This window comes from Desulfosarcina sp., assembly GCF_046496365.1.
In the GTDB taxonomy this organism is placed as follows: Bacteria; Desulfobacterota; Desulfobacteria; order Desulfobacterales; family Desulfosarcinaceae; genus Desulfosarcina.
In genome coordinates this window covers 34,628-52,798 of sequence record NZ_JAWOHB010000074.1, presented here as the reverse complement: position 1 = coordinate 52,798, position 18,171 = coordinate 34,628, and the positions used below count along the sequence as shown (strand labels likewise).

The window sequence follows — 18,171 nt, the reverse complement described above, 5'->3', positions numbered from 1 at the left end:
CCAGAAACAAAAATATCCAGGGGTGCCACTGGAAAAAACTCCGAAGGTCCGCCTGGCCCATCTCGAAAAATTGGCTGATGTTAAAAGTGAAAAAACCGGCACCGCAAGCCGGTGATCTCCCGCCGATACAGGAGGACCTTCAGCAACCCCGACAGGCCGATGCGCCCGTTGAGACGCTTGAGCAAAGGATTGATATCGGGCAAAATTACGCACACCCCTGCCGGTTCATCCTCAAAATAGATGAAGAAGGCCAGGTCTGGATCCGCAATTTTTGCCATGCTGTTTCCGACCTCCACCATTTCATGATCGGTCATGGGCACGTACCCCCAGTTGTCGGACCAGCAGTCGTTGTATATCTCCCTGACCAAGGCAAATTCAGGGTCCGGATCCTTTAGCCGAAAACCCCGGATGTGAATCCCTTTTTTTTGAGCCATCCGTTCCGCAAGCCGATTCATCCACTCAGGCAATTGGTAGGGCGCATCGATCAGGAAGGCAAATAGATCCTTTTCTTTGGTGAAACCGCACGATTCGACCAGACTCGGATAATAAGGCGGATTGTAAGGCATCATCAAAGCAGGGGGATACTCAAACCCGTCAATTAGCAACCCCACCTCGTAATTGACCGATGGGTTGAGAGGGCCTCTCAGGAAGGTCATCCCCTTGCTTTGAGCCCAGGTCTCCACCGAAGAGAAGAGCGCTGCGGCCGCCCCCGGGTCGTCCGCACATTCAAAGAATCCCCATATACCCATCTGTTCGCCGTGCAGATCGTTATGATGGCGATCAATGATTCCCGCGATCCTGCCAACCGTCTCCGCGCCGCGTCGGGCCAGCAGGAGGATGCGCTCGGAAAACTCCCAGAAAGGGTGTATGCCGGGATCCAGCATCCGGCGGAGCTCTTTTTTGAGGGGAGGTACCCATTTGGGGTACTCGGCATAAATTTTCCAGGGCAGATCAATGAAGTCCTTGAGTTCCCGATTTCTTTCTACAGTAATGATCTCAATGCCGGCCATATCTGCTCTTTTATAAGGTCTCATTGCTATAGCCAATTTTCATTTTTGTACCAGGCGACGGTTAATTCAGCTCCCCGGGCAAGTGCGATCCGAGGCTTGAAACCCAATAAAGTTTTGGCTTTGGTGGTGTCGCAGAGCCAATTCTTACAGATCATTTCCCTTACCTTGCCTCTGCTCAGGATCGAAGGCTTGCCGGTGAATCTGGCGCAACATTCTGCAAAAAAGGCCAGGCCGAAAAGCACTTGTCCGGGAAGGCGGAGCGGCCGTGCGCTTAACTCCATCGCTTGCGCAAAGGCGTCTCCAATTTCCTCCATCCGGTAGTCATAACCATCTGACAGGAAAAATACTTCCCCGTTCATTGTATGGGCCTCGGCCGCCAGGAGGATCGCATGGACAAGATCCTGCACATAGCACATGCTGATGCATTGATCGTGGTCGGAGAGGCAAGGCTTGATGCGCCTGGAGAGGCATTTGAAAAGCGCGTAAAAGCCTTTATCCCTGGGGCCATAAACGGCACAGGGCCGCAGGATGACCAGAGGCAGCTCATGGGAATGGGACAGGGCCAATTCCTCCCCCAACAATTTGCTTTTCCCGTAGGGCGAGACCGGTTCACAAGGGTCCGATTCACTTTTCCGCCCTCCGTTTCGACCCGGACCCGCAGCTGCCTGGCTGGAAAGATAGATAAACTTTTTGAGACGGGTATTGTTTTCGAGGCAGGCCTGAACGAGGTTCTCCGTACCCAGTCCATTGACTTCGAAATACGTTTTTTCCTTGATGGCCGTTATCGCACCCGCCAGATGAAAAACCTGATCGACATTCTGAACAGCCTGTTTCAGAGAACGCTTCTCCTGGCAATTTCCGACCACAAACTCAACAGGGAGGTTTTTCACCCATCCTAAGCGCCGCATATCCCGTACGAGGCATCTGACCTGGACCCCTCGTTGCACCAGGGCTTCCACCAGGTGGCTGCCGATAAACCCCGTCGCTCCTGTAACCAAGGCCTTCAATTGCCATTTTCTCCCTTTTCAAGAACCCGGCGGCAGACATTGGCGATATTCAAAGCCGCCGAGTCGTTCTGAAGAGGCATAAGGCGCCGCAATGTGTCCATATCGAAGTCCGAGTAAGTATCCTTGCCGAGCGCAACTCCGACGAAGGCAGTCGACGAAAATCGCGTAATCAGGGCATCGCAGTTAGCAATCATTTCTTCCGCGCTTGCAGTCGCCAACACCATGGCTTCCGGTGCATGCGCTTTTATTTCACGGTTGGCGCGCTCGATATTTTCGTTCGGGTGCAGCTTAAAGATAAGCTGCCGGTTCCCGGCGATCTCCACCGCCCTGCGGATGAAGGCCGGGCGGTCCTCACGCCGGAATAGCTCCCTGAGGTTCGACGTGCAGGCCAGCACGTAGTGCCTGTAGGGAAAGTCGTTTGTGCAATATCGCCGGCAGTTATCAAAATTGGGTATCCCCGTAACGACGATCTTCTCGGGACGCGCACCTTTTTGGATGAAGAAATCGCGATATCCAGCACTGGCAACACAGAAAAAACGGTATCCATCGCTGAGACCGGTCATCGCTGTGTCCGCCATCCAGTGAGGAAGAAATCGGAACCGTTTGACGAGATGGAACATAATGGATTCCGGATCGATAATTCCTTCCTGAACCAGTACGATCCTGCTGTCTCGAATGTTCTTCTGGATGTAAACGTCCGAGCAGGTAACCACCAGATCGTAGGGCCGCTTCTTGCCCTGGAAGTCGATGCGGAGGCCATGATCCTGCAGATAGGTCCGACAGCGTTCCACCATCCTGTTGCCTGCTATCGTGAATTCGATCAACCCGAGCCTTCGAAGAATCTCGTCAAAGCCGTGGCAATAGTAGGGCGAGAAGGAATGCTCGTACTCGGAAAGGTGCCTGGAGATCTGGACCATCTGGGTTGTCTGATTCATCGAACCACAGATGAAGAAGATCCTTTTTCCCATTCGCCCTCCGCCGTTTTCCATTCGGCTTCAGGCCGATCAACACAAGCATTGCCATCCTGAAAGCCGTGATGTGCGTAAAGTTCCTATGTCCTGCCCATTATTTCCTTATTTTCTTCAAAACTTTATGTAGCATTTTGGTACCTCTCATTACAATTTTATTCTCCCCCTGATGGAATTTTGGTTGCATGCATCAATGGTTGTCAGTTGTGCGGCGCGTATCATGAGGGTCGAAAATTTTATTGCCCACGCCGAACGGCAAATCGATCCAATCCGCCGTCGCGTAATAGCGGGTGAAACCACCCCTCATCATGAAGTTGACGGTCCTAAAGGCGCGGCAATCCCAGATATTGGGGGGCATTCGTGTTTATCGGTGAGCCGTGAGCATTCATCAGAATCCATATCCATGACACCAATTTCTGAATTCTGTCCCAAGGAATAGCGGGGGGGTGTTTTTTTGAGGACCAATCAATTGTCATCGTTTACTGGTGATTAAAACCAAAAGCCTTGCACCGTCGCACCATAGAACACCATCTATCTGATGCCAGCGATAGGAAGGTATGGGCGCTTCTTTAGATTTTCAGAGCCCATTCGTTTAATCTACGCCCCCATTCAAATCTATTTAGAACGAGGACAATCAAAAAAGCAATGCCGCCCACAATACACGCTGAAATAAATTTAAACTTTTCCATCTTACCTCCTTGGTACTCAAATTACTTTTTCGGTCTCATGGTCAGCAAAAACCACTTTAATCCGAATTAATTCAAGGAATGTAATTATGGTTCACGCGGCAAATATTTTGTTCACATAAATTCGACCCCAAAGCCGCATTACTTAGCCATTGAATGCAACCGCCACGTAATAATTGGTCTATCATCTAGAAAGCAATATGTGTGCCAAAATAATTATATTAAATAATCATAGTAGGTTATTGTGATTGAAAGGTGTGGATTGAATTGAAAATCAGCAAATTGAGAGGATTCAGCCAAAAAATATAACCTTTTTTACATAGATATTGAGAAAAGGTCAATTTTTTTTACCCAAAATAAATCTTGATTCTGACATGAAATCAATATATTGGAATTGAAGATTTTCGGTCAGCCAAGAATTACAGACGCAAAATCCACCGGGGGCAACTCCGGGCCGCTTCGATTCCGGCCTCCGGCGCCAATACGAATAAAAACGGCGACCGGCGTTCAAAGGCGCGCCGTTTTTTTAAGGTCGCTGAGGTCAATTATGTCCTGCTTACCCAGCGGCGGCAACCGCGGCCGGCGTTAAGGAAACATACCACTCAGGAGGCCTGTCGATGTGGATTCAGATCAAAAAATATATCCTTATCGGTCTCATCGTCGCCGCCGGATATCACATCCTGAACCATCACTTCATTTATTATAAACGGGCGTTTTCCCTGTTGCCCAAAGCGGAACTGACCCTTAAATACACCTTCTACAGTCTAGAAAACAAACGCCCGGAAACGATTTTAAAAGTCGATGAACTGCGCTGGGCCGGAATTGGAGACATCATGGTGGAAAAGGGAATTATTTCCGAGAGCCAGATGCGGATGCTGGAAAACAAGGCGGAGATGGCAGCGGATAATTAAAAGCTCCCAGATGCTGATCATCTATTTAAAATTGCTGTTGACCGCCTTTTTTTGGGGGGGAACCTTTATTTCCGGTCGAATGCTGGCCGGTTCCGTTCCCCCGTTTTCCGCAGCATTTTTTCGTTTTCTTATTGCCGCAGTGTGTCTCTATGTCATTGTTGTGCGGCGCGAAGGCAGGATCCCCAGACTGCAGAGGCATCAGATTCTGCCCGTGTTGCTGCTGGGACTGACCGGCGTATTGGCTTACAATGTATTTTTCTTCAATGGATTGAAGCTGATACCCGCTGGCCGGGCCTCCATCATCATTGCCAATAACCCGATTGTCATTTCTGTTTTATCGGCCCTGTTTTTTAAGGAATCCCTGACCCCGATCAAGACTGCAGGTATTCTGATTTCCGTAACCGGGGCTGTCACCGCGATTTCCGGCGGAGATCCGCTGGCCCTGTTTACCGGCGGCATCGGCATTGGGGATTTATTCATTTTCGGATGCGTGTTGAGCTGGGCGGCCTATTCGCTGCTTGGTAAACGGGTGATGCGTGACCTTTCCGCTTTGGCTGCGGTATCCCATTCCGCGGGCGTCGGTGTGATGACATTACTGATTCCAGCCTGCATGGAGGGAATGCCTTTGGCCGCACCGGCATATTCACTGGCGGACTGGGGCAATCTGGCCTACCTTGGCTTATTCGGGACGGTATTGGGATTTGTCTGGTACTACGAGGGGATCCGCGTGATCGGTCCGGCCCGGGCCAGCATGTTCATCAATTTTGTGCCCATCAGCGCGATCTGCCTGGCTCACATCGTCCTCAAAGAACCACTCACGCCGTCACTGCTTGTCGGAGCCCTTTTGGTGGTAGTCGGCGTCACCTTGAACCACCTGCCGGTTTCAGGTTTCCACTTGGCCAAATCCAAGGTGCGCTTTTGAAACGCAAAAGCGCGCACGGCTTGACTGTCTGCGGTTGAGTTGACAAGCACGTCTGACTTCGACGAGCGACCGCTTTGAAAGGAGAACACCATGGCGTCTTTACAGATACCCGGTTTTGGAACGTTGACGCTTGAGAATCTTGTGCTCGACTATAATGGTACGTTGGCCGTTGATGGTGAGTTGCTTCCCGGTGTCAGGGATGCCCTCAACCGCCTCTCGTCCGAGATGGCGATATATGTGGTCACCGCCGATACTTTCGGCAAGGCTGCCGACGGCCTTGCGGGCGTCAATTGTCGGCTGACTGTTTTGGCGCCGGGGTGCCAGGACATGGCCAAGGTCAACTTTATCAAACAGCTGGGCGCGGATCGAACGGCCAGTATCGGCAACGGACGAAACGATGCGCTGATGCTGGCGGACTCCGCCCTGGGCATCGCGGTGATATTGGGTGAAGGGGCTTCCATGGCGAGCTTGAAAGCGGCGGACATCGTCTGTACGGATATCCTTTCGGCCCTTGAATTGCTCATGTATCCGTTGCGGCTCACGGCAACGCTGCGAAAATGATAAGAGGGCCCAAAGCCAGAATAATTGCCAATCCAGCACCACGTTGACGATTTGAAGGCGCAGTATGAGAACATGTGGAAAGCGAAATGGATGCATTAAATTATCTCATGGAAAATGGTGAAGAGGCCAACCGCCTTGAGATTAAAGTAGATGTCGACCAGATTACCGCACAGGTCAAATGGTCGGGTTTAAAGGCGGGCATGCGCATTGCGGATATGGGCTGCGGACCGGGGAAAATTACCGCACTTCTCCACCACTTGGCTGCCCCGGGCGGCAGGGCGGTAGGCATCGATAACTCTTTAGACCGTATTCAACATGCCGTTGACAATTATGGGGGGCCGGAGATCACCTTTGCGTGCAGAAATATTTTGAACCCACTGGATGATCTCGGCAGGTTCGATTATGTATTGATACGTTTTGTTCTCGAGTACTATCGGACCCGGGCATTCGATATTGTCAGCAATGTAACCCGTATGGTCAAGCCCGGAGGCATCTTGTGCCTGATTGATTTAGACCACAACTGCCTGAATCAATACGGCATCCCTGCTCGATTGAAAAACGCCATCCGTGCAATTATCAGCAAATTGGGTCGGGATGCTGATTTTGACCCCCATATGGGAATCAAGCTATACTCCATGCTATACGACCTTGATTTTAAATCCATCGACGTCACCATGAATACGCACCACCTAATCTTTGGAGAACTGGACCAGGTCCAGGATTACGATTGGACCAAAAAGGTGGAGGTGGCAGCCCAAAATTCAGGATATGGCTTTGAAGAATACGCAGATGGGTATGCCGGGTTCTATTCTGAATTTAAATCCGCTTTTGCCGATCCACGGCGCTTCATCTACACACCGGTCATTTGCTGTCGAGGTGTTCGAACCGGGTGAACCGCGATAGCGAGCGCACGCCTCGCCGCTTGCGGCGGGGTCAGCGAGCGGGGAATCGATTTTCATCCGTGCGCGTTTTTTACTGATGGCGAGGGCTGCGACGGAATTGGAAAGCGGCACGCTTTTTTCGGCAACGCTGCTTGCTTCGCCGCGGATGGGGGCAAACTGGATCGATGTCTTGTTTCAGGAAACCCGCTGCATCCGGATCATGTTTTCCTCCTCAAGGAATTGAGTCTCAAGTAATTCCTTTTCATAGTGTCGGGTGAAGGCATCAACGACCTTTTCGTCAAAATGAATTCCACGTCCCTTCTCCAATAAACGCAAGGCGTAATTAATGGGAAGCGGATCTCGATAATGGCGTTTAGCAGTCACAGCCTCAAAGAAATCGGCCACGGCGATGATTTTAGCCCCCAAAGGAATCTCATCTCCTTTAAGGCCATTGGGATATCCGCTTCCGTCCATCTTCTCATGATGGGATCCGGCAATTTCCGGGACCTGGCTGAATATCCCTTCGAAGTTGATTTGTTCCAGAATGGTTTGTGTCTTCTGGGCGTGGGTTTTTACCTTCTCGTACTCATCTTTGGTCAAGCGCCCCGGTTTCTTTAAAATGGAATCAGGGACACCGATTTTACCGTAATCATGCAAAAGGGAGGCAACACGTATCATTTCTCTGTAATTGGTGGACAGGTTCAACTCGTCACAGATCCCCAGCGCAAATTCGGTGACCTTCTCCGAATGGCCGGCGGTAAGGGGGTCCCTGGCGTCAATGCTTGCCGCCAGCACGTGCAGGATGGAACCAAACTGACGCTGTCGGGCCTCCAGCAGATCCGCGTTGTTGATGCTGATGCCGATCACCGATGCGATGCCCATGAGAAGGCTTAGATCACTTTGAACCAAGGGACGTTTGGATCTAAGGTTGTCGACAGCGAGTATGCCGATTGACTTTCCGTCACAGATAATGGGGCAGCAGATAAAAGACTGTGTGCCCATCTGGTGGGCAAATGCCAGGCTTCTTTTGGAAAGGTTGGGACTGATCTCTTCAATATCATTGATGAGAAAGGGCTTTTGCTCTCGAAAGGAAACGACAAAGACACCTTTTGAGTCCGCTTTATTCAAATGGAACGCGGATTTTTTTATGAAATCAAGTTTTTCCTGATCATATCCGAAACCGGCACGAAATTCCAACAAAGATCGGTCTTCATTGACCAGCAGGATGAAACCACGGTCGTAATCCAGGCGTTTTTCAAAAAGGGAGGCTACCGTTTCCATTACATCTTTAATATTGGTGAATTTGCTGATGGTCTGTCCGATTTCATTGGTCAGCAGTGTATTGTTGTAGTTAATCTGAGTTTCATCCATCAGTCGGTCAGCTGAGTCACTGAGGATATTCAAACTCTTTTTTAGCTCGCGTTGCTGAAACAGCAGGTGGGTGCATCCTAGAAACAAGAAAATGATCAGGAATAAGGGAAAATAAAACGAAACCGTTTCTTCAGGTTTGAAAAAAGCCAGCACGATGCAGGAAAAAATCAGAAAAAGTGTCAGGTAGTTCTGAATGATCCGGAAAATTTCAGAACTCGATATTTCCCAAGAAATTAAATATTTACAAGTTTCTGCGCCCGTAAAAATGCATTGGGTATGTTCGATCCGGGGAAGCTTGTTGGTAAACCCGATGGCAATGGCTTCTAAAAGGCCCATTCTGTTTTCACACTGATAGGGCTTTTCATTAACCCCGGGCTTTGGTGTTACGGTGATTTCTACTTTGTTGGCGGATATTTTTTTGGTTTGATAATTAGACGATCTGGCGTAGTTTTCAGAAGCGTGGCCGATGATTTGATATACTTTTCCCGGCCCCAACTGACCAAAAATGAAATGACCCAAGGCGGGAACCAGGGAGGGCGAGGCGGCGAAACGTCCCGCCTCTCTTGCAATATTCGTATTACCGGTAAGTTGGGCTACTTTCTCATAGAAGCGGTCAATCTGGACCTGGGTAAACCAGTGACCCTGGTCGGCGATTTCATACGGCTTCATGCCCGCATGGTCTAAAACCTCTTCAATATTCACATAGCTGTATTTCTCTTTTAGCAGCCTGACCCATACATTTATCCCCCGGCTGTTATACAGGGCGCTGTCTTCAGTGAATGTTTTTTTTGGGGGTTCGGGAGATGACCGCATAATCACGTTTTAATGTTTGAAGAATTTTAATAACCGCTTCAAATATCTAAAATAATCATCCGTATAGTTCAGGTCGAAAATCCACAGATTATATAGTTTTTCCATGGGAATGCCCAATGCCCTTGCGCTCTGCGCCGGATAGGTAAGTACGGGCATGTCTTCGAGCTGCAACCTGTCGAAGAGATCCGACAGGCTCGTTTGAATGATCTGACCATCAAGGCCCTCATGGTTCAGGATGATGATTTTGACGCAGTTGGTCAAATCGGACATGTTCAATCCGATATCGGCGATGTCGATAATGATCACGATTTTGAGTATATCCGCCATCTTGAGCGTAAAGAGATGGCGGCATCGAAGCAGCCCGATTTGCGCAAAGGCCTGCTCCGTCTCCTTGATGTCGTGGTTATCGGCACTTAAATCCAAAGCTTGAATCAGCAATCCACCGGATTGTTCTTCGTAGTAACACTCAAAATCGGCAAGGTCGCTGTCTGTTATGGGTTCAATGTGCCAGCCTTCGGGCAACTTGCATCCCCGATGCTCGATTTTTCGGAAATGATAATAGGCAAACTGGTCAACGGAGCATCTTTTGGGGTTTAGGATGCTTTTGGCCGCACCTCCGAACACATGGTTGGGGAATTTGTTGTCCGGGCGGTAGTAACAGAAGGCGTAACTCATCTTTATGGAGTTGAGCCGGTGCGAATCATTGATGAAACTGCCCATCTGGTTAAACACCGCCAAGCCTCCCCGATTGCTTGAAGATCGAATGGCAGCCAGGTGATGCATCATCCATGCCTTCTCGTAAAAGCGGACCACGGCCATGTGCGCCAGAATCTGGCCATTGCGCTGATGGATGAAGTGCCGGGCAATATTTGGATTTTGCGTGTAAAGTTTTTTGTAGGTCTCTTTGATGCGGGCTTTATGCTTCTCGATATATTCATATTTCTGGGGGTAAATGAAACCGGTTTCAAAGAAAAAATCCCACAGGTCATCCAGATTGACCCGGTGGCAGATATAGGCATTCTTGTTGTCGGTCTGATGAATGAGGGAGAGCACCTTAACGTGTTCATCCGCGGGAATGTCCAGAATTGCAAGTCCACACCGGATCATTGCCGTTTTGCCGACATCCTCGATCTGCTGGCTGTAGACCACCTGCACTGAACAGGTAACATGGGACCCGTCGCCAAAGCAGATTTGAAGGTCCGGAATGATCAATCCCGGCAACAGCATTGCGTGCTTGAACTCTTCCCGAACCGCCAGGCCGGACCCGGACAGGTTGAGCACTTCCAGGTTGACCTGTTTTTTTGATAACGGATGGACGAAGCTGATGGTCGGCAAGGGGACCATCAGCTGGCGGGTGCTTCTGAACTCTTTCGGATTGAACCGTCGTAGATGCCTGTTAACGGGTGTTACGATCCAGTCCTGACTTTTATGGCCGTGGCTTTTCTTGACAATTCGGCATGCTCCGGAAAATAAGGTTCGGCTGCCATCAAACAGGATGACATTCATCGGCAGGTCGTTATTCATCCAGTCAAAGGTCTGGGGCGGGGTGGTCCGAACCTGGATTTTGAAGGAGAAGGTGGAAAAATCAATCATCGAGCCATAAAACAAGGCCCCGTTCTGGGTCACATAAACGTTGACGCCCCTGCACGGGTAACGCCTCGTGCTGCGGGCGTCCTGGGCCCTGCAGGTTTCCGGAAGAATGAGCTGGATCGAATGTATATCGATTTCTTGTACATCCGGTTCGACCACCAGAAAACGCCTGCCGTCGGGGATGAGAATGTTCTTGAAACGAAAGGACTCCGGATGGTTGACAACGCTGCAGGCATCCTGCTGCCACAGGCAGGTTAAATGGTTGTCATGGCAGGGCTGCGGTTTGGCTTTCAAGGACAACCCCCGGTGGTAGGCTTGATGGCGAAAAGTAACGTAAAGGGGCTTGTCAAGAAAATTGAGGTGGTTGAGCTTGTTGATTAATTGGCGCTGGCTGATCTGTGTGGCGGTGCAGGCGGCCTCCATAACGGGTGATGGGGGGGGCGGGGCGGAAATGAGCAATTTTTCGTTTGGACTGACTGCCGTGTCTGCTTGGGCGGCATCCGGGTACAGGCTTGCCCGTTCCATGGTTGAACCTCAGTGTCGGCTACCGGATCAATGCAAGAAATTCAGATGAAATTGCTGTTCGGAACCAAGGTACCCGGATGGGCAGGTTGGTATCCCTGCATTCATCCGTAGAAACGCCTAACATAAATTCCCTTTTTATGCAAAGGGTTATATTAAAATTGGAATTGTGTCGGTGCGAAAATGGACAAGCAGGGGATGCCAACAAGGGGTAGTGGTCTGTCAACCACCGATACCCTGCATCTGGTCTTTAACGGTTGTCATACCGTCAGGGCAGAGCCGGTGTTTAGCCGCTTTTTGCTGCACGACAATTCGAAAAATCTCTGCCAGTTGTCCATCCGACCCACCGCTTCTTAACAACTCCCTGAGGGGGGCGTGGTGATCGGACAGCAGACAGGCGCGAAGCTTTCCGTCCGCCGTCAACCGCAGGCGGTTGCAATGGCTGCAGAAATGCTGGCTCAATGCGCTGATGAATCCGACCTCTCCCTGCGCACCTTTCAGGCAAAAGCGTCTGGCCGGACCGTCATTGTGACCATTGCTGACCGGAATCAACTCCCCGATGGTGGCAATCCTGGCTTGGATTTCCGGGGTCAGAATCTGATCACGGGAGCTGGTCCGGCTGTTTCCGATGGGCATGTATTCGATAAACCGGATGTGGAAGGGATGATTCAGTGAAAGCCTGCCGAAGTCCAGGATTTCGTCGTCGTTGATGCCTCGCATGGCAACGACATTGATTTTAATGGGCATAAAGCCGATTTCGAGAGCCCGCTCAATTCCCGTCCACACCTGCTTAAACTGGTCGTAGCCGGTGATCTGGGCATATTTTACCGCGTCCAGTGAATCCAGGCTGATATTGATCCGGCGAATGCCGGCATCAAATATGCGTTGGGCGTTGGGGGCGAGGAGAACGCCGTTGGTCGTCAATGAGACATCTTCCAATTCGCGTATACGCGTCAACTGGGCCAAAAAATCAATCACCCCTTTTCTAACCAGGGGTTCTCCGCCAGTGACGCGTACTTTACGGATGCCGAGGCCAATGCCGATGTGCACCAGTCGCAGAATCTCTTCGTAGCTGAGGATATCCCCATGTGGGAGTTTGGGAATTCGGCCCTCCGGCACGCAATAAAGGCACCGGAGGTTGCAGCGGTCGGTTATGGAAATCCGCAGGTAGTTCAGGTGGCGATTTTCCCGATCCACCAATTCACAGCCAATCCCTATCCCTTTCTCAAACGGGTTGCCCATAGCTGTTCCTGACACCAGCCGATGCTGGTGGATAAAATTTTCACAAAAAATTAACCACGGTAGCCCAAGATTGCCTGGACAAGACCGGGAATCGTGTACGTATCCGCCTCAATTGCAACCGAAAGGCCCAGATCCAGGGCTGTCTGGGATGTAATGGGGCCGATACTGGCCACGGTGACACCCTGCATCAGCCGTTCAGCACGGTCCGGTGGCAGCAGTCGGCAAAAGTTTTTCACTGTTGATGAACTGGTGAACGTGACCATGTCGATGGTGCCGGCAGCCAGGCGGGCGATCATGTCCTCCGCGTTGTTTGCCGCTTGAAGGGTTGCATAAGCCGTCACCTCATCCACAGTCGCACCCATGCGGGTCAACTCGAGCGGAAGCACGCTGCGCGCTTCCCTGGCCCTGGGCAGCAGGATCCTGCCGCCCTTTAGCGTCGTGGTGGAGAATGCCTTAACCACAGATTCGGCGCGGTAGCTTTCAGGGAGGAGGTCGCTTTTCAACCCCCAGGCCCTTAACCGGTCTGCAGTCGCAGGGCCGATGGTGGCGGTTTTGATGTGTCCCAGGGACCTCACATCCAGACCGTTTTCAAAGAGGCGCCGGAAAAAGTAATCCACCCCGTTGACGCTGGTGAAGACGACCCAGTCATACTGGGAGAGGATTCCGATGGCTTTGTCTAAAGATTCCCAGTTCGGGGGCGGAACCACCTGGATGGTGGGGCACTGAATACATTCGGCACCGCATTCCGTCAACTGGTGAACCAGGTCACTGGCTTGCTCACGGGCCCGGGTAACTACGATGCGCCGACCCATCAGGGGCCGGGTCTCAAACCACTGCATAGTTTTTCGAAGATTGACCACGCCGCCGACAATGATGATGGCAGGGGCTTTGAGTCCGGCTTTGCGGGTTTCGTCGACAATCGTATCCAGGGTGCCGGTCACGGTCTTCTGTTTGGGGGTGGTACCCCAGCGGATAACCGCGACGGGCGTATCGGCTGCACAGCCGTTGGAAACCAGATTTGCGGCGATGGTCGGCAGGTTCTTAACCCCCATAAAAAACACCAGCGTGCCGATGCCTGTTGCCAGGGCCTTCCAGTCGATACTGGATTCGGCCTTGGTCGGGTCCTCGTGGCCGGTGACAAAGGCAACATCGGATGTATAATCCCGGTGGGTCAACGGAATTCCCGCATAAGCCGATGCCCCGATGGCGGCAGTGACGCCCGGAACGACCTCGAACGGGATGCCTGCGGCGATGAGGACTTCTGCTTCCTCACCGCCGCGGCCGAAGATAAAGGGGTCCCCTCCCTTGAGTCGCACCACCACTTTTCCCTGTTTGGCTTTTTCTACAATCAGGGCGTTGATGCCGTCCTGGGGCAGGGTGTGGTCGCCCCCTTTTTTGCCAACGTAAATCATTTCCGCGTCCGGGTTGGTCTCCGCCAGCAGGACCGGCGACGCCAGATAGTCATAGACCACGACATCGGCCCCGGCGATGCAGTTCCGGCCCTTTACGGTGATCAGGCCGGGGTCGCCGGGACCGGCGCCTACCAGGAATACCTTGCCTGTTTTGTTTTTACTGTACATCTTCGTTCAGTCTTTCCAGGATCTCTCCGGCCCCCATGTCCAGCAGCGTTTCGGCCAACTCCAGGCCGATCCGTTCGCTTCGGATCACGGGACCGGTTCGTGATTGTTTGATTTGATGGGAGCCGTCGACATCGCACACCAGACCGGTGAGGGTGTATCCTTTTTCGTCGATATGCCCATGCCCGGCAATGGGAACCTGGCAGCCGCCTTCGAGGCGGTTTAAAAATGCTCGTTCGCCCAGAACCACCTGCCGTGTTGGTAAATGGTCCAGGGCGGCAACCACCGGGCCAACCCGCGGGTCTTTATCCCTGATTTCGATGCACAGAGCGCCTTGTCCCACCGCCGGAAGCATGACTGATTCCGCCAGGATTTCGGTGATTCGGTGGGCCAGCCCCAGACGGCGGACACCGGCGGCTGCCAGCACGATGGCTTCCAGTGCCTCGCTGTCCAACTTTTTCAGGCGGGTGTCCACATTCCCCCGCAGGGGAACGATGATCATGTCGGGGCGCACATGCAGCAGCTGGGCGGAGCGGCGAAGGCTGCTTGTGCCAACCCGGGCTCCCTTTTCCAACCGATCCAACGTCAGACCGCTGCGGGTGATCAGAACATCGCGGGCTTCTTCCCGATCAGGGATGGCACCGATGCAGAGACCATCGGGAATATCAGCGGGCATGTCCTTCATGCTGTGAACGGCAAGATCGATGCGCCCATCCAACAACGCCTCTTCGATTTCCTTGACGAACAGTCCTTTGCCACCCACTTTTGCCAACGGTACATCCAGAATCTTGTCTCCCCGGGTTTTGATGATGGTCAGTTCGACGGTTAGATCCGGATGGTGGCGGCAAAGGGAATCTTTCACCCAGTTCGCCTGCCAGAGAGCCAATTGGCTGCCCCGGGTTCCGATGGTGACGATGTCACCGGCCATCAGTGGCCACATCCGGCACAGCTTGATGCGCTGCATCCGGAGCATGACGACGATGAGGCCGATGTGTTCACCGTCTGGCCGCCGCTGCCTTTGCTGACAAAACCGCAGGTGGACATGAGTCGGCAAACCGTGTCGGCCTTGCACACGGGGCACTGGTCCGGTTCGCCGCCGCCCAGCACCAGATACTCGAAATCGTGGCCGCAGCCGTTGCAGTGGTATTCATAGATGGGCATGGAACATTCACTCCTTTTTTTTGCAAATTCAGGCATCATGGCAATCCCCGCGACAAGCCACGGGGAGCAATTATCATAAGCACGAAAGACGGGTTAACAACAGCCACCGGTCGCGCTTGACCATACGGACGGGCCGGCCCTGGCCACGCAAGGCACGGTTTAAGAAGCCTTTGCCTCCATCATGCGGTCCTGGGTTGCCGCGATCTGCGGTTGGCTGTCATGACCCAGCGCCACCGCCAGCTCAAATTCCGCCAGTGCATGGCCCAGTTTCCCCTGGTTTAGGTAAACATGACCCAGGCGGTGCCTGAAAATGCCGTTGTCCGGGGATAGCCGGACGCTTTGCTCGCACAGCACCGAAGCCACATCCAGGCTTTCACCCCGCTGGCTGTAGAGGCGGCCCAAAATTGAGAGCGACTCTGCGTCGACAGGGTTTATTTTAACTGCCCGCTTGTAAGCCTGGATCGCTTCCTTGGTCAACCCCAGCATTTCCAGGCATCGTCCGAGGCTTTTACATGCGGGTCCGGATCGGCGGTTGGCCCGGGAGGCGGCCTCCAGGTAGGGTCGGGCCTTTTCGGTGGCACCCATTTCCATGAACGTCTGGCCGAGGTGAAAGATCACTTCGAAAACATTGGGTTCCCGGGCATCTGCATCAAGGAAGCATTCCAGGGCCTGCTCGCGTTTGCCTTTGAGCAGGAGAATATATCCTTTGTTGTATATGGCCATCATTTCCTGCGGAGAAAGCCAGATTGCATTGTCAAAGGCGGTCAGGGCGTTATCGTAATCTTTTAAAACACCATGGCAGACCCCCAGGCTGTTGTGCAGGTTCATATCCACAGGATCAAGCCGCAATCCCTTTTGGTATTCAGCCATGGCGCCGGCGATATCGCCAGCCTGGTAATGGCGGTCTCCGCTGATGTTGAGGCTCACTGCATCGAAATCGATAATCGTGCCGGGACCGATAAATCCTGCGTGTTCAAGGGCTTTTTCAGCGTTTTCCACAGTTTGGCTGCGGGTGAAGTTGATCGTCGGGTATGTGGCCACGCCGATGGTTGTCAGCGGGCGCTGTTCGCCCTGGAATGCATCCAGAAGATGTCTGGCCGCGAGCCTGCCTTCAGCAGCGCCAAGCTGCGGCAACACGCAGGTGATACGATTGCGGGCGATCTGCGACCACGCGCCGCGGTGCCTTTGGCAGATTGTGGCGATGGGAATGATTGCCTCTTCCGGGAGGGCTGTCCGCGCCTCATCATCCGCTTTCACCCCGGCCGCCCACTCAAACCTGACCGCAATGGCACATAGTTTAGACGCGCCATGCAGGTGGGTGTCGATGAAAGCCAATAACTCCGTTCGGTCGAGCATGTCGGCAAAGTGACTGCGGGGTGCAGCGTTGCCGTCGCAACCGGTCAGGATGCCGGGCGACGTCTGGTCGTCCATGCCGTCATCTGAATGGGAGTAGAGGAATTCTTGTGTCGCGCTTCGATTTTTAAACAGATCCGGGGAATGTCTTGCCATTGATTCACCTTCTCGCGGCGCTGTCGGCCAGCATGTCTGTAAAGGCCTTTTCAATGATATCCAACTCTTCTTCCTGCAGGGTTCGCGGGTCGATGATAAATTGGTCATTTTCGATTCGGCCGATAATGGGCGGCGTGTTGTTGCGCATCCACAGTTCGACCGTATTGACCGAAACCCCGTCTACGGTGACACCGACACAGCGGCTGGGCAATTCCAAAAGGGGGAGCGAACCGCCGCCGGCCTTTGAAGAAAGATCCAGCAGCACTGCGCTGAGCCGTCCATCGAAATTCCTTTCCAGACGAGATTTCAATTCGGCGGCGCGCGCCTGGATGACGGCCAATGGCAGGGTCAGCATCCGCAAGGTGGGAATCTGAAGCACCGCCTGGTTCTCGTCACGGTAGAGCTGCAAGGTGGATTCCAGTGCGGCCAGTGTCAGTTTGTCGATGCGCAGGGCCCGGGTCAGCGCATTGGCCTTGATCCGGTCGATATGCTGCCTGGCACCCAAAATGATGCCTGCCTGGGGACCGCCCAGCAGTTTGTCACCGCTGAAGGTGACCACATCCACACCCGCAGCCAGGGATTCCTGGACGGTGGGCTCTTTGATCAGGCCGTATTTGGAAAGATCGACCAGGGTGCCGCTGCCCAGGTCTTCCATGACAGGCAGGTTGTGGCGCCGACCCATGGACACCAAATCGGGAAGTGACACCGCGGCCGTGAATCCCACGATGCGGTAGTTGCTGGTGTGGGCCTTGAGCAGCAGTCCGGTCTTTTCACCGATGGCGTTCTCGTAGTCCCGCGGATGGGTCCGGTTGGTTGCTCCCACTTCTTTAAGGATGGCACCGCTTTTTGCCATCACGTCGGGAATGCGAAATGAACCGCCGATTTCCACCAGTTCACCGCGTGAAACAATCACCTCCCGGCCTGCGGCCAGCGTATCCAGGCATAGCAATACGGCTGCGGCATTATTGTTCACGACCATGGCGGCCCCGGCTCCGCTCAACTCACACAGGATACCTTCCACGGCGCTATAACGGGAGCCACGCCGTCCTTTTTCAAGATCAAACTCCAGATTAGAATAGCGGCCGGAGATGGATGTCAAGCGTTCCATGACCACCGGCGAGAGCAATGAACGCCCTAGATTGGTGTGCACCACTACGCCGGTGGCGTTGACGGTGCGTTTCAGCTTTGGCGCCAGGGTTCGCCCGGCTCTTTTTTTAACCTCAGCCACAAGGCTGTCGCGGGAAAAGCGATCGCTGTCCAGGGGCGTCTGCGAAGTCAGAACCATGGCCCGCAGGTCGTCGATTGCAGCTCGGATGGCAGGGATCAATACCGATTTGGGGATGTGGTCGAAGTGTCGGCCCTCTGCCCCATATTCGAGCAAACGGTCCACCCCGGGGAGTTGTCTCAACTGTGTCTGCTTGTCTTCTTCCATGGACTCGG

Annotated in this window: 15 protein-coding genes; 4 read left to right on the top strand and 11 right to left on the bottom strand. The window is 52.9% G+C overall.

Annotated elements, in window-relative coordinates; all coding sequences use genetic code 11:
• Positions 1-80 precede the first annotated feature (80 nt).
• Genes R6V78_RS06485 through R6V78_RS06475 form a run of 3 tightly spaced genes read right to left on the bottom strand, consistent with a single transcriptional unit; the run spans position 81 to position 2,985 of the window.
• A complete protein-coding gene (locus R6V78_RS06485) occupies positions 81-1,010 on the bottom strand; it encodes an acyl-CoA N-acyltransferase (RefSeq protein WP_410288522.1) in 930 nt (309 codons plus the stop codon).
• A gap of 26 nt (positions 1,011-1,036) precedes the next feature.
• Positions 1,037-2,008, bottom strand: a complete 972-nt coding sequence (locus R6V78_RS06480; RefSeq protein WP_410288524.1) for an NAD-dependent epimerase/dehydratase family protein — start codon at positions 2,006-2,008, stop codon at positions 1,037-1,039.
• A 5-nt stretch (positions 2,009-2,013) separates the two neighbouring features.
• Positions 2,014-2,985, bottom strand: coding sequence for a hypothetical protein (locus tag R6V78_RS06475; RefSeq protein ID WP_410288521.1), 972 nt, complete (start codon positions 2,983-2,985; stop codon positions 2,014-2,016).
• Between the two features lie 1,303 nt (positions 2,986-4,288).
• Between R6V78_RS06475 and R6V78_RS06470 the strand changes: the two genes are divergently transcribed.
• The 4 genes from R6V78_RS06470 to R6V78_RS06455 all read left to right on the top strand — a co-directional run bounded on the left by R6V78_RS06470 (position 4,289) and on the right by R6V78_RS06455 (position 6,958).
• Positions 4,289-4,582 carry a hypothetical protein gene (locus tag R6V78_RS06470; RefSeq protein WP_410288520.1) on the top strand — a complete coding sequence of 98 codons (294 nt, stop codon included), beginning with the start codon at positions 4,289-4,291 and terminating at the stop codon, positions 4,580-4,582.
• 10 nt (positions 4,583-4,592) lie between these two features.
• Complete coding sequence (locus R6V78_RS06465) at positions 4,593-5,504, top strand: DMT family transporter (protein WP_410288519.1); 912 nt, start codon at positions 4,593-4,595, stop codon at positions 5,502-5,504.
• Between the two features lie 90 nt (positions 5,505-5,594).
• Positions 5,595-6,065 (top strand): HAD family hydrolase, encoded by a 471-nt coding sequence (locus R6V78_RS06460; protein WP_410288518.1) that lies wholly within the window; start codon positions 5,595-5,597, stop codon positions 6,063-6,065.
• Between the two features lie 86 nt (positions 6,066-6,151).
• Positions 6,152-6,958, top strand: coding sequence for a methyltransferase domain-containing protein (locus R6V78_RS06455; RefSeq protein WP_410288517.1), 807 nt, complete (start codon positions 6,152-6,154; stop codon positions 6,956-6,958).
• A 183-nt stretch (positions 6,959-7,141) separates the two neighbouring features.
• Here R6V78_RS06455 and R6V78_RS06450 read toward each other — a convergent pair whose 3' ends face one another.
• The 8 genes from R6V78_RS06450 to selA all read right to left on the bottom strand — a co-directional run bounded on the left by R6V78_RS06450 (position 7,142) and on the right by selA (position 18,163).
• Complete coding sequence (locus tag R6V78_RS06450; protein WP_410288516.1) at positions 7,142-9,019, bottom strand: HD domain-containing phosphohydrolase; 1,878 nt, start codon at positions 9,017-9,019, stop codon at positions 7,142-7,144.
• Between the two features lie 120 nt (positions 9,020-9,139).
• Positions 9,140-11,245: a hypothetical protein gene (locus tag R6V78_RS06445; RefSeq protein ID WP_410288515.1), complete on the bottom strand. Its 2,106-nt coding sequence runs from the start codon at positions 11,243-11,245 to the stop codon at positions 9,140-9,142.
• Between the two features lie 219 nt (positions 11,246-11,464).
• On the bottom strand, positions 11,465-12,484 hold the full coding sequence (gene moaA / locus R6V78_RS06440; protein ID WP_410288514.1) for a GTP 3',8-cyclase MoaA: 1,020 nt from the start codon (positions 12,482-12,484) through the stop codon (positions 11,465-11,467).
• 50 nt (positions 12,485-12,534) lie between these two features.
• Positions 12,535-14,064 carry a uroporphyrinogen-III C-methyltransferase gene (gene cobA / locus R6V78_RS06435; protein WP_410288513.1) on the bottom strand — a complete coding sequence of 510 codons (1,530 nt, stop codon included), beginning with the start codon at positions 14,062-14,064 and terminating at the stop codon, positions 12,535-12,537.
• The gene (gene hemC, locus R6V78_RS06430; RefSeq protein ID WP_410288512.1) at positions 14,054-14,989 is read right to left on the bottom strand and encodes a hydroxymethylbilane synthase; all 936 of its coding nucleotides are present in this window, start codon (positions 14,987-14,989) and stop codon (positions 14,054-14,056) included. The genes cobA and hemC overlap by 11 nt, the downstream gene beginning before the upstream one ends.
• Complete coding sequence (locus R6V78_RS06425) at positions 14,989-15,222, bottom strand: FmdB family zinc ribbon protein (RefSeq protein WP_410288511.1); 234 nt, start codon at positions 15,220-15,222, stop codon at positions 14,989-14,991. The genes hemC and R6V78_RS06425 overlap by 1 nt, the downstream gene beginning before the upstream one ends.
• Before the next feature lie 159 nt (positions 15,223-15,381).
• Positions 15,382-16,731, bottom strand: coding sequence for a tetratricopeptide repeat protein (locus R6V78_RS06420; protein ID WP_410288510.1), 1,350 nt, complete (start codon positions 16,729-16,731; stop codon positions 15,382-15,384).
• Between the two features lie 4 nt (positions 16,732-16,735).
• Complete coding sequence (gene selA, locus R6V78_RS06415) at positions 16,736-18,163, bottom strand: L-seryl-tRNA(Sec) selenium transferase (protein ID WP_410288509.1); 1,428 nt, start codon at positions 18,161-18,163, stop codon at positions 16,736-16,738.
• Positions 18,164-18,171: the final 8 nt, after the last annotated feature.

What these genes read in the sequence shown, in the direction of transcription:
- R6V78_RS06445 (WP_410288515.1), bottom strand. Translation starts at nt 11,245, where the DNA reads ATGGAACGGGCAAGCCTGTACCCGGATGCCGCCCAAGCAGACACGGCA.
- selA (WP_410288509.1), bottom strand. Translation starts at nt 18,163, where the DNA reads ATGGAAGAAGACAAGCAGACACAGTTGAGACAACTCCCCGGGGTGGAC.
- R6V78_RS06455 (WP_410288517.1), top strand. Translation starts at nt 6,152, where the DNA reads ATGGATGCATTAAATTATCTCATGGAAAATGGTGAAGAGGCCAACCGC.
- R6V78_RS06420 (WP_410288510.1), bottom strand. Translation starts at nt 16,731, where the DNA reads ATGGCAAGACATTCCCCGGATCTGTTTAAAAATCGAAGCGCGACACAA.
- moaA (WP_410288514.1), bottom strand. Translation starts at nt 12,484, where the DNA reads ATGGGCAACCCGTTTGAGAAAGGGATAGGGATTGGCTGTGAATTGGTG.
- cobA (WP_410288513.1), bottom strand. Translation starts at nt 14,064, where the DNA reads ATGTACAGTAAAAACAAAACAGGCAAGGTATTCCTGGTAGGCGCCGGT.
- R6V78_RS06485 (WP_410288522.1), bottom strand. Translation starts at nt 1,010, where the DNA reads ATGGCCGGCATTGAGATCATTACTGTAGAAAGAAATCGGGAACTCAAG.
- R6V78_RS06425 (WP_410288511.1), bottom strand. Translation starts at nt 15,222, where the DNA reads ATGCCCATCTATGAATACCACTGCAACGGCTGCGGCCACGATTTCGAG.
- hemC (WP_410288512.1), bottom strand. Translation starts at nt 14,989, where the DNA reads ATGGCCGGTGACATCGTCACCATCGGAACCCGGGGCAGCCAATTGGCT.
- R6V78_RS06470 (WP_410288520.1), top strand. Translation starts at nt 4,289, where the DNA reads ATGTGGATTCAGATCAAAAAATATATCCTTATCGGTCTCATCGTCGCC.
- R6V78_RS06465 (WP_410288519.1), top strand. Translation starts at nt 4,593, where the DNA reads ATGCTGATCATCTATTTAAAATTGCTGTTGACCGCCTTTTTTTGGGGG.
- R6V78_RS06475 (WP_410288521.1), bottom strand. Translation starts at nt 2,985, where the DNA reads ATGGGAAAAAGGATCTTCTTCATCTGTGGTTCGATGAATCAGACAACC.
- R6V78_RS06460 (WP_410288518.1), top strand. Translation starts at nt 5,595, where the DNA reads ATGGCGTCTTTACAGATACCCGGTTTTGGAACGTTGACGCTTGAGAAT.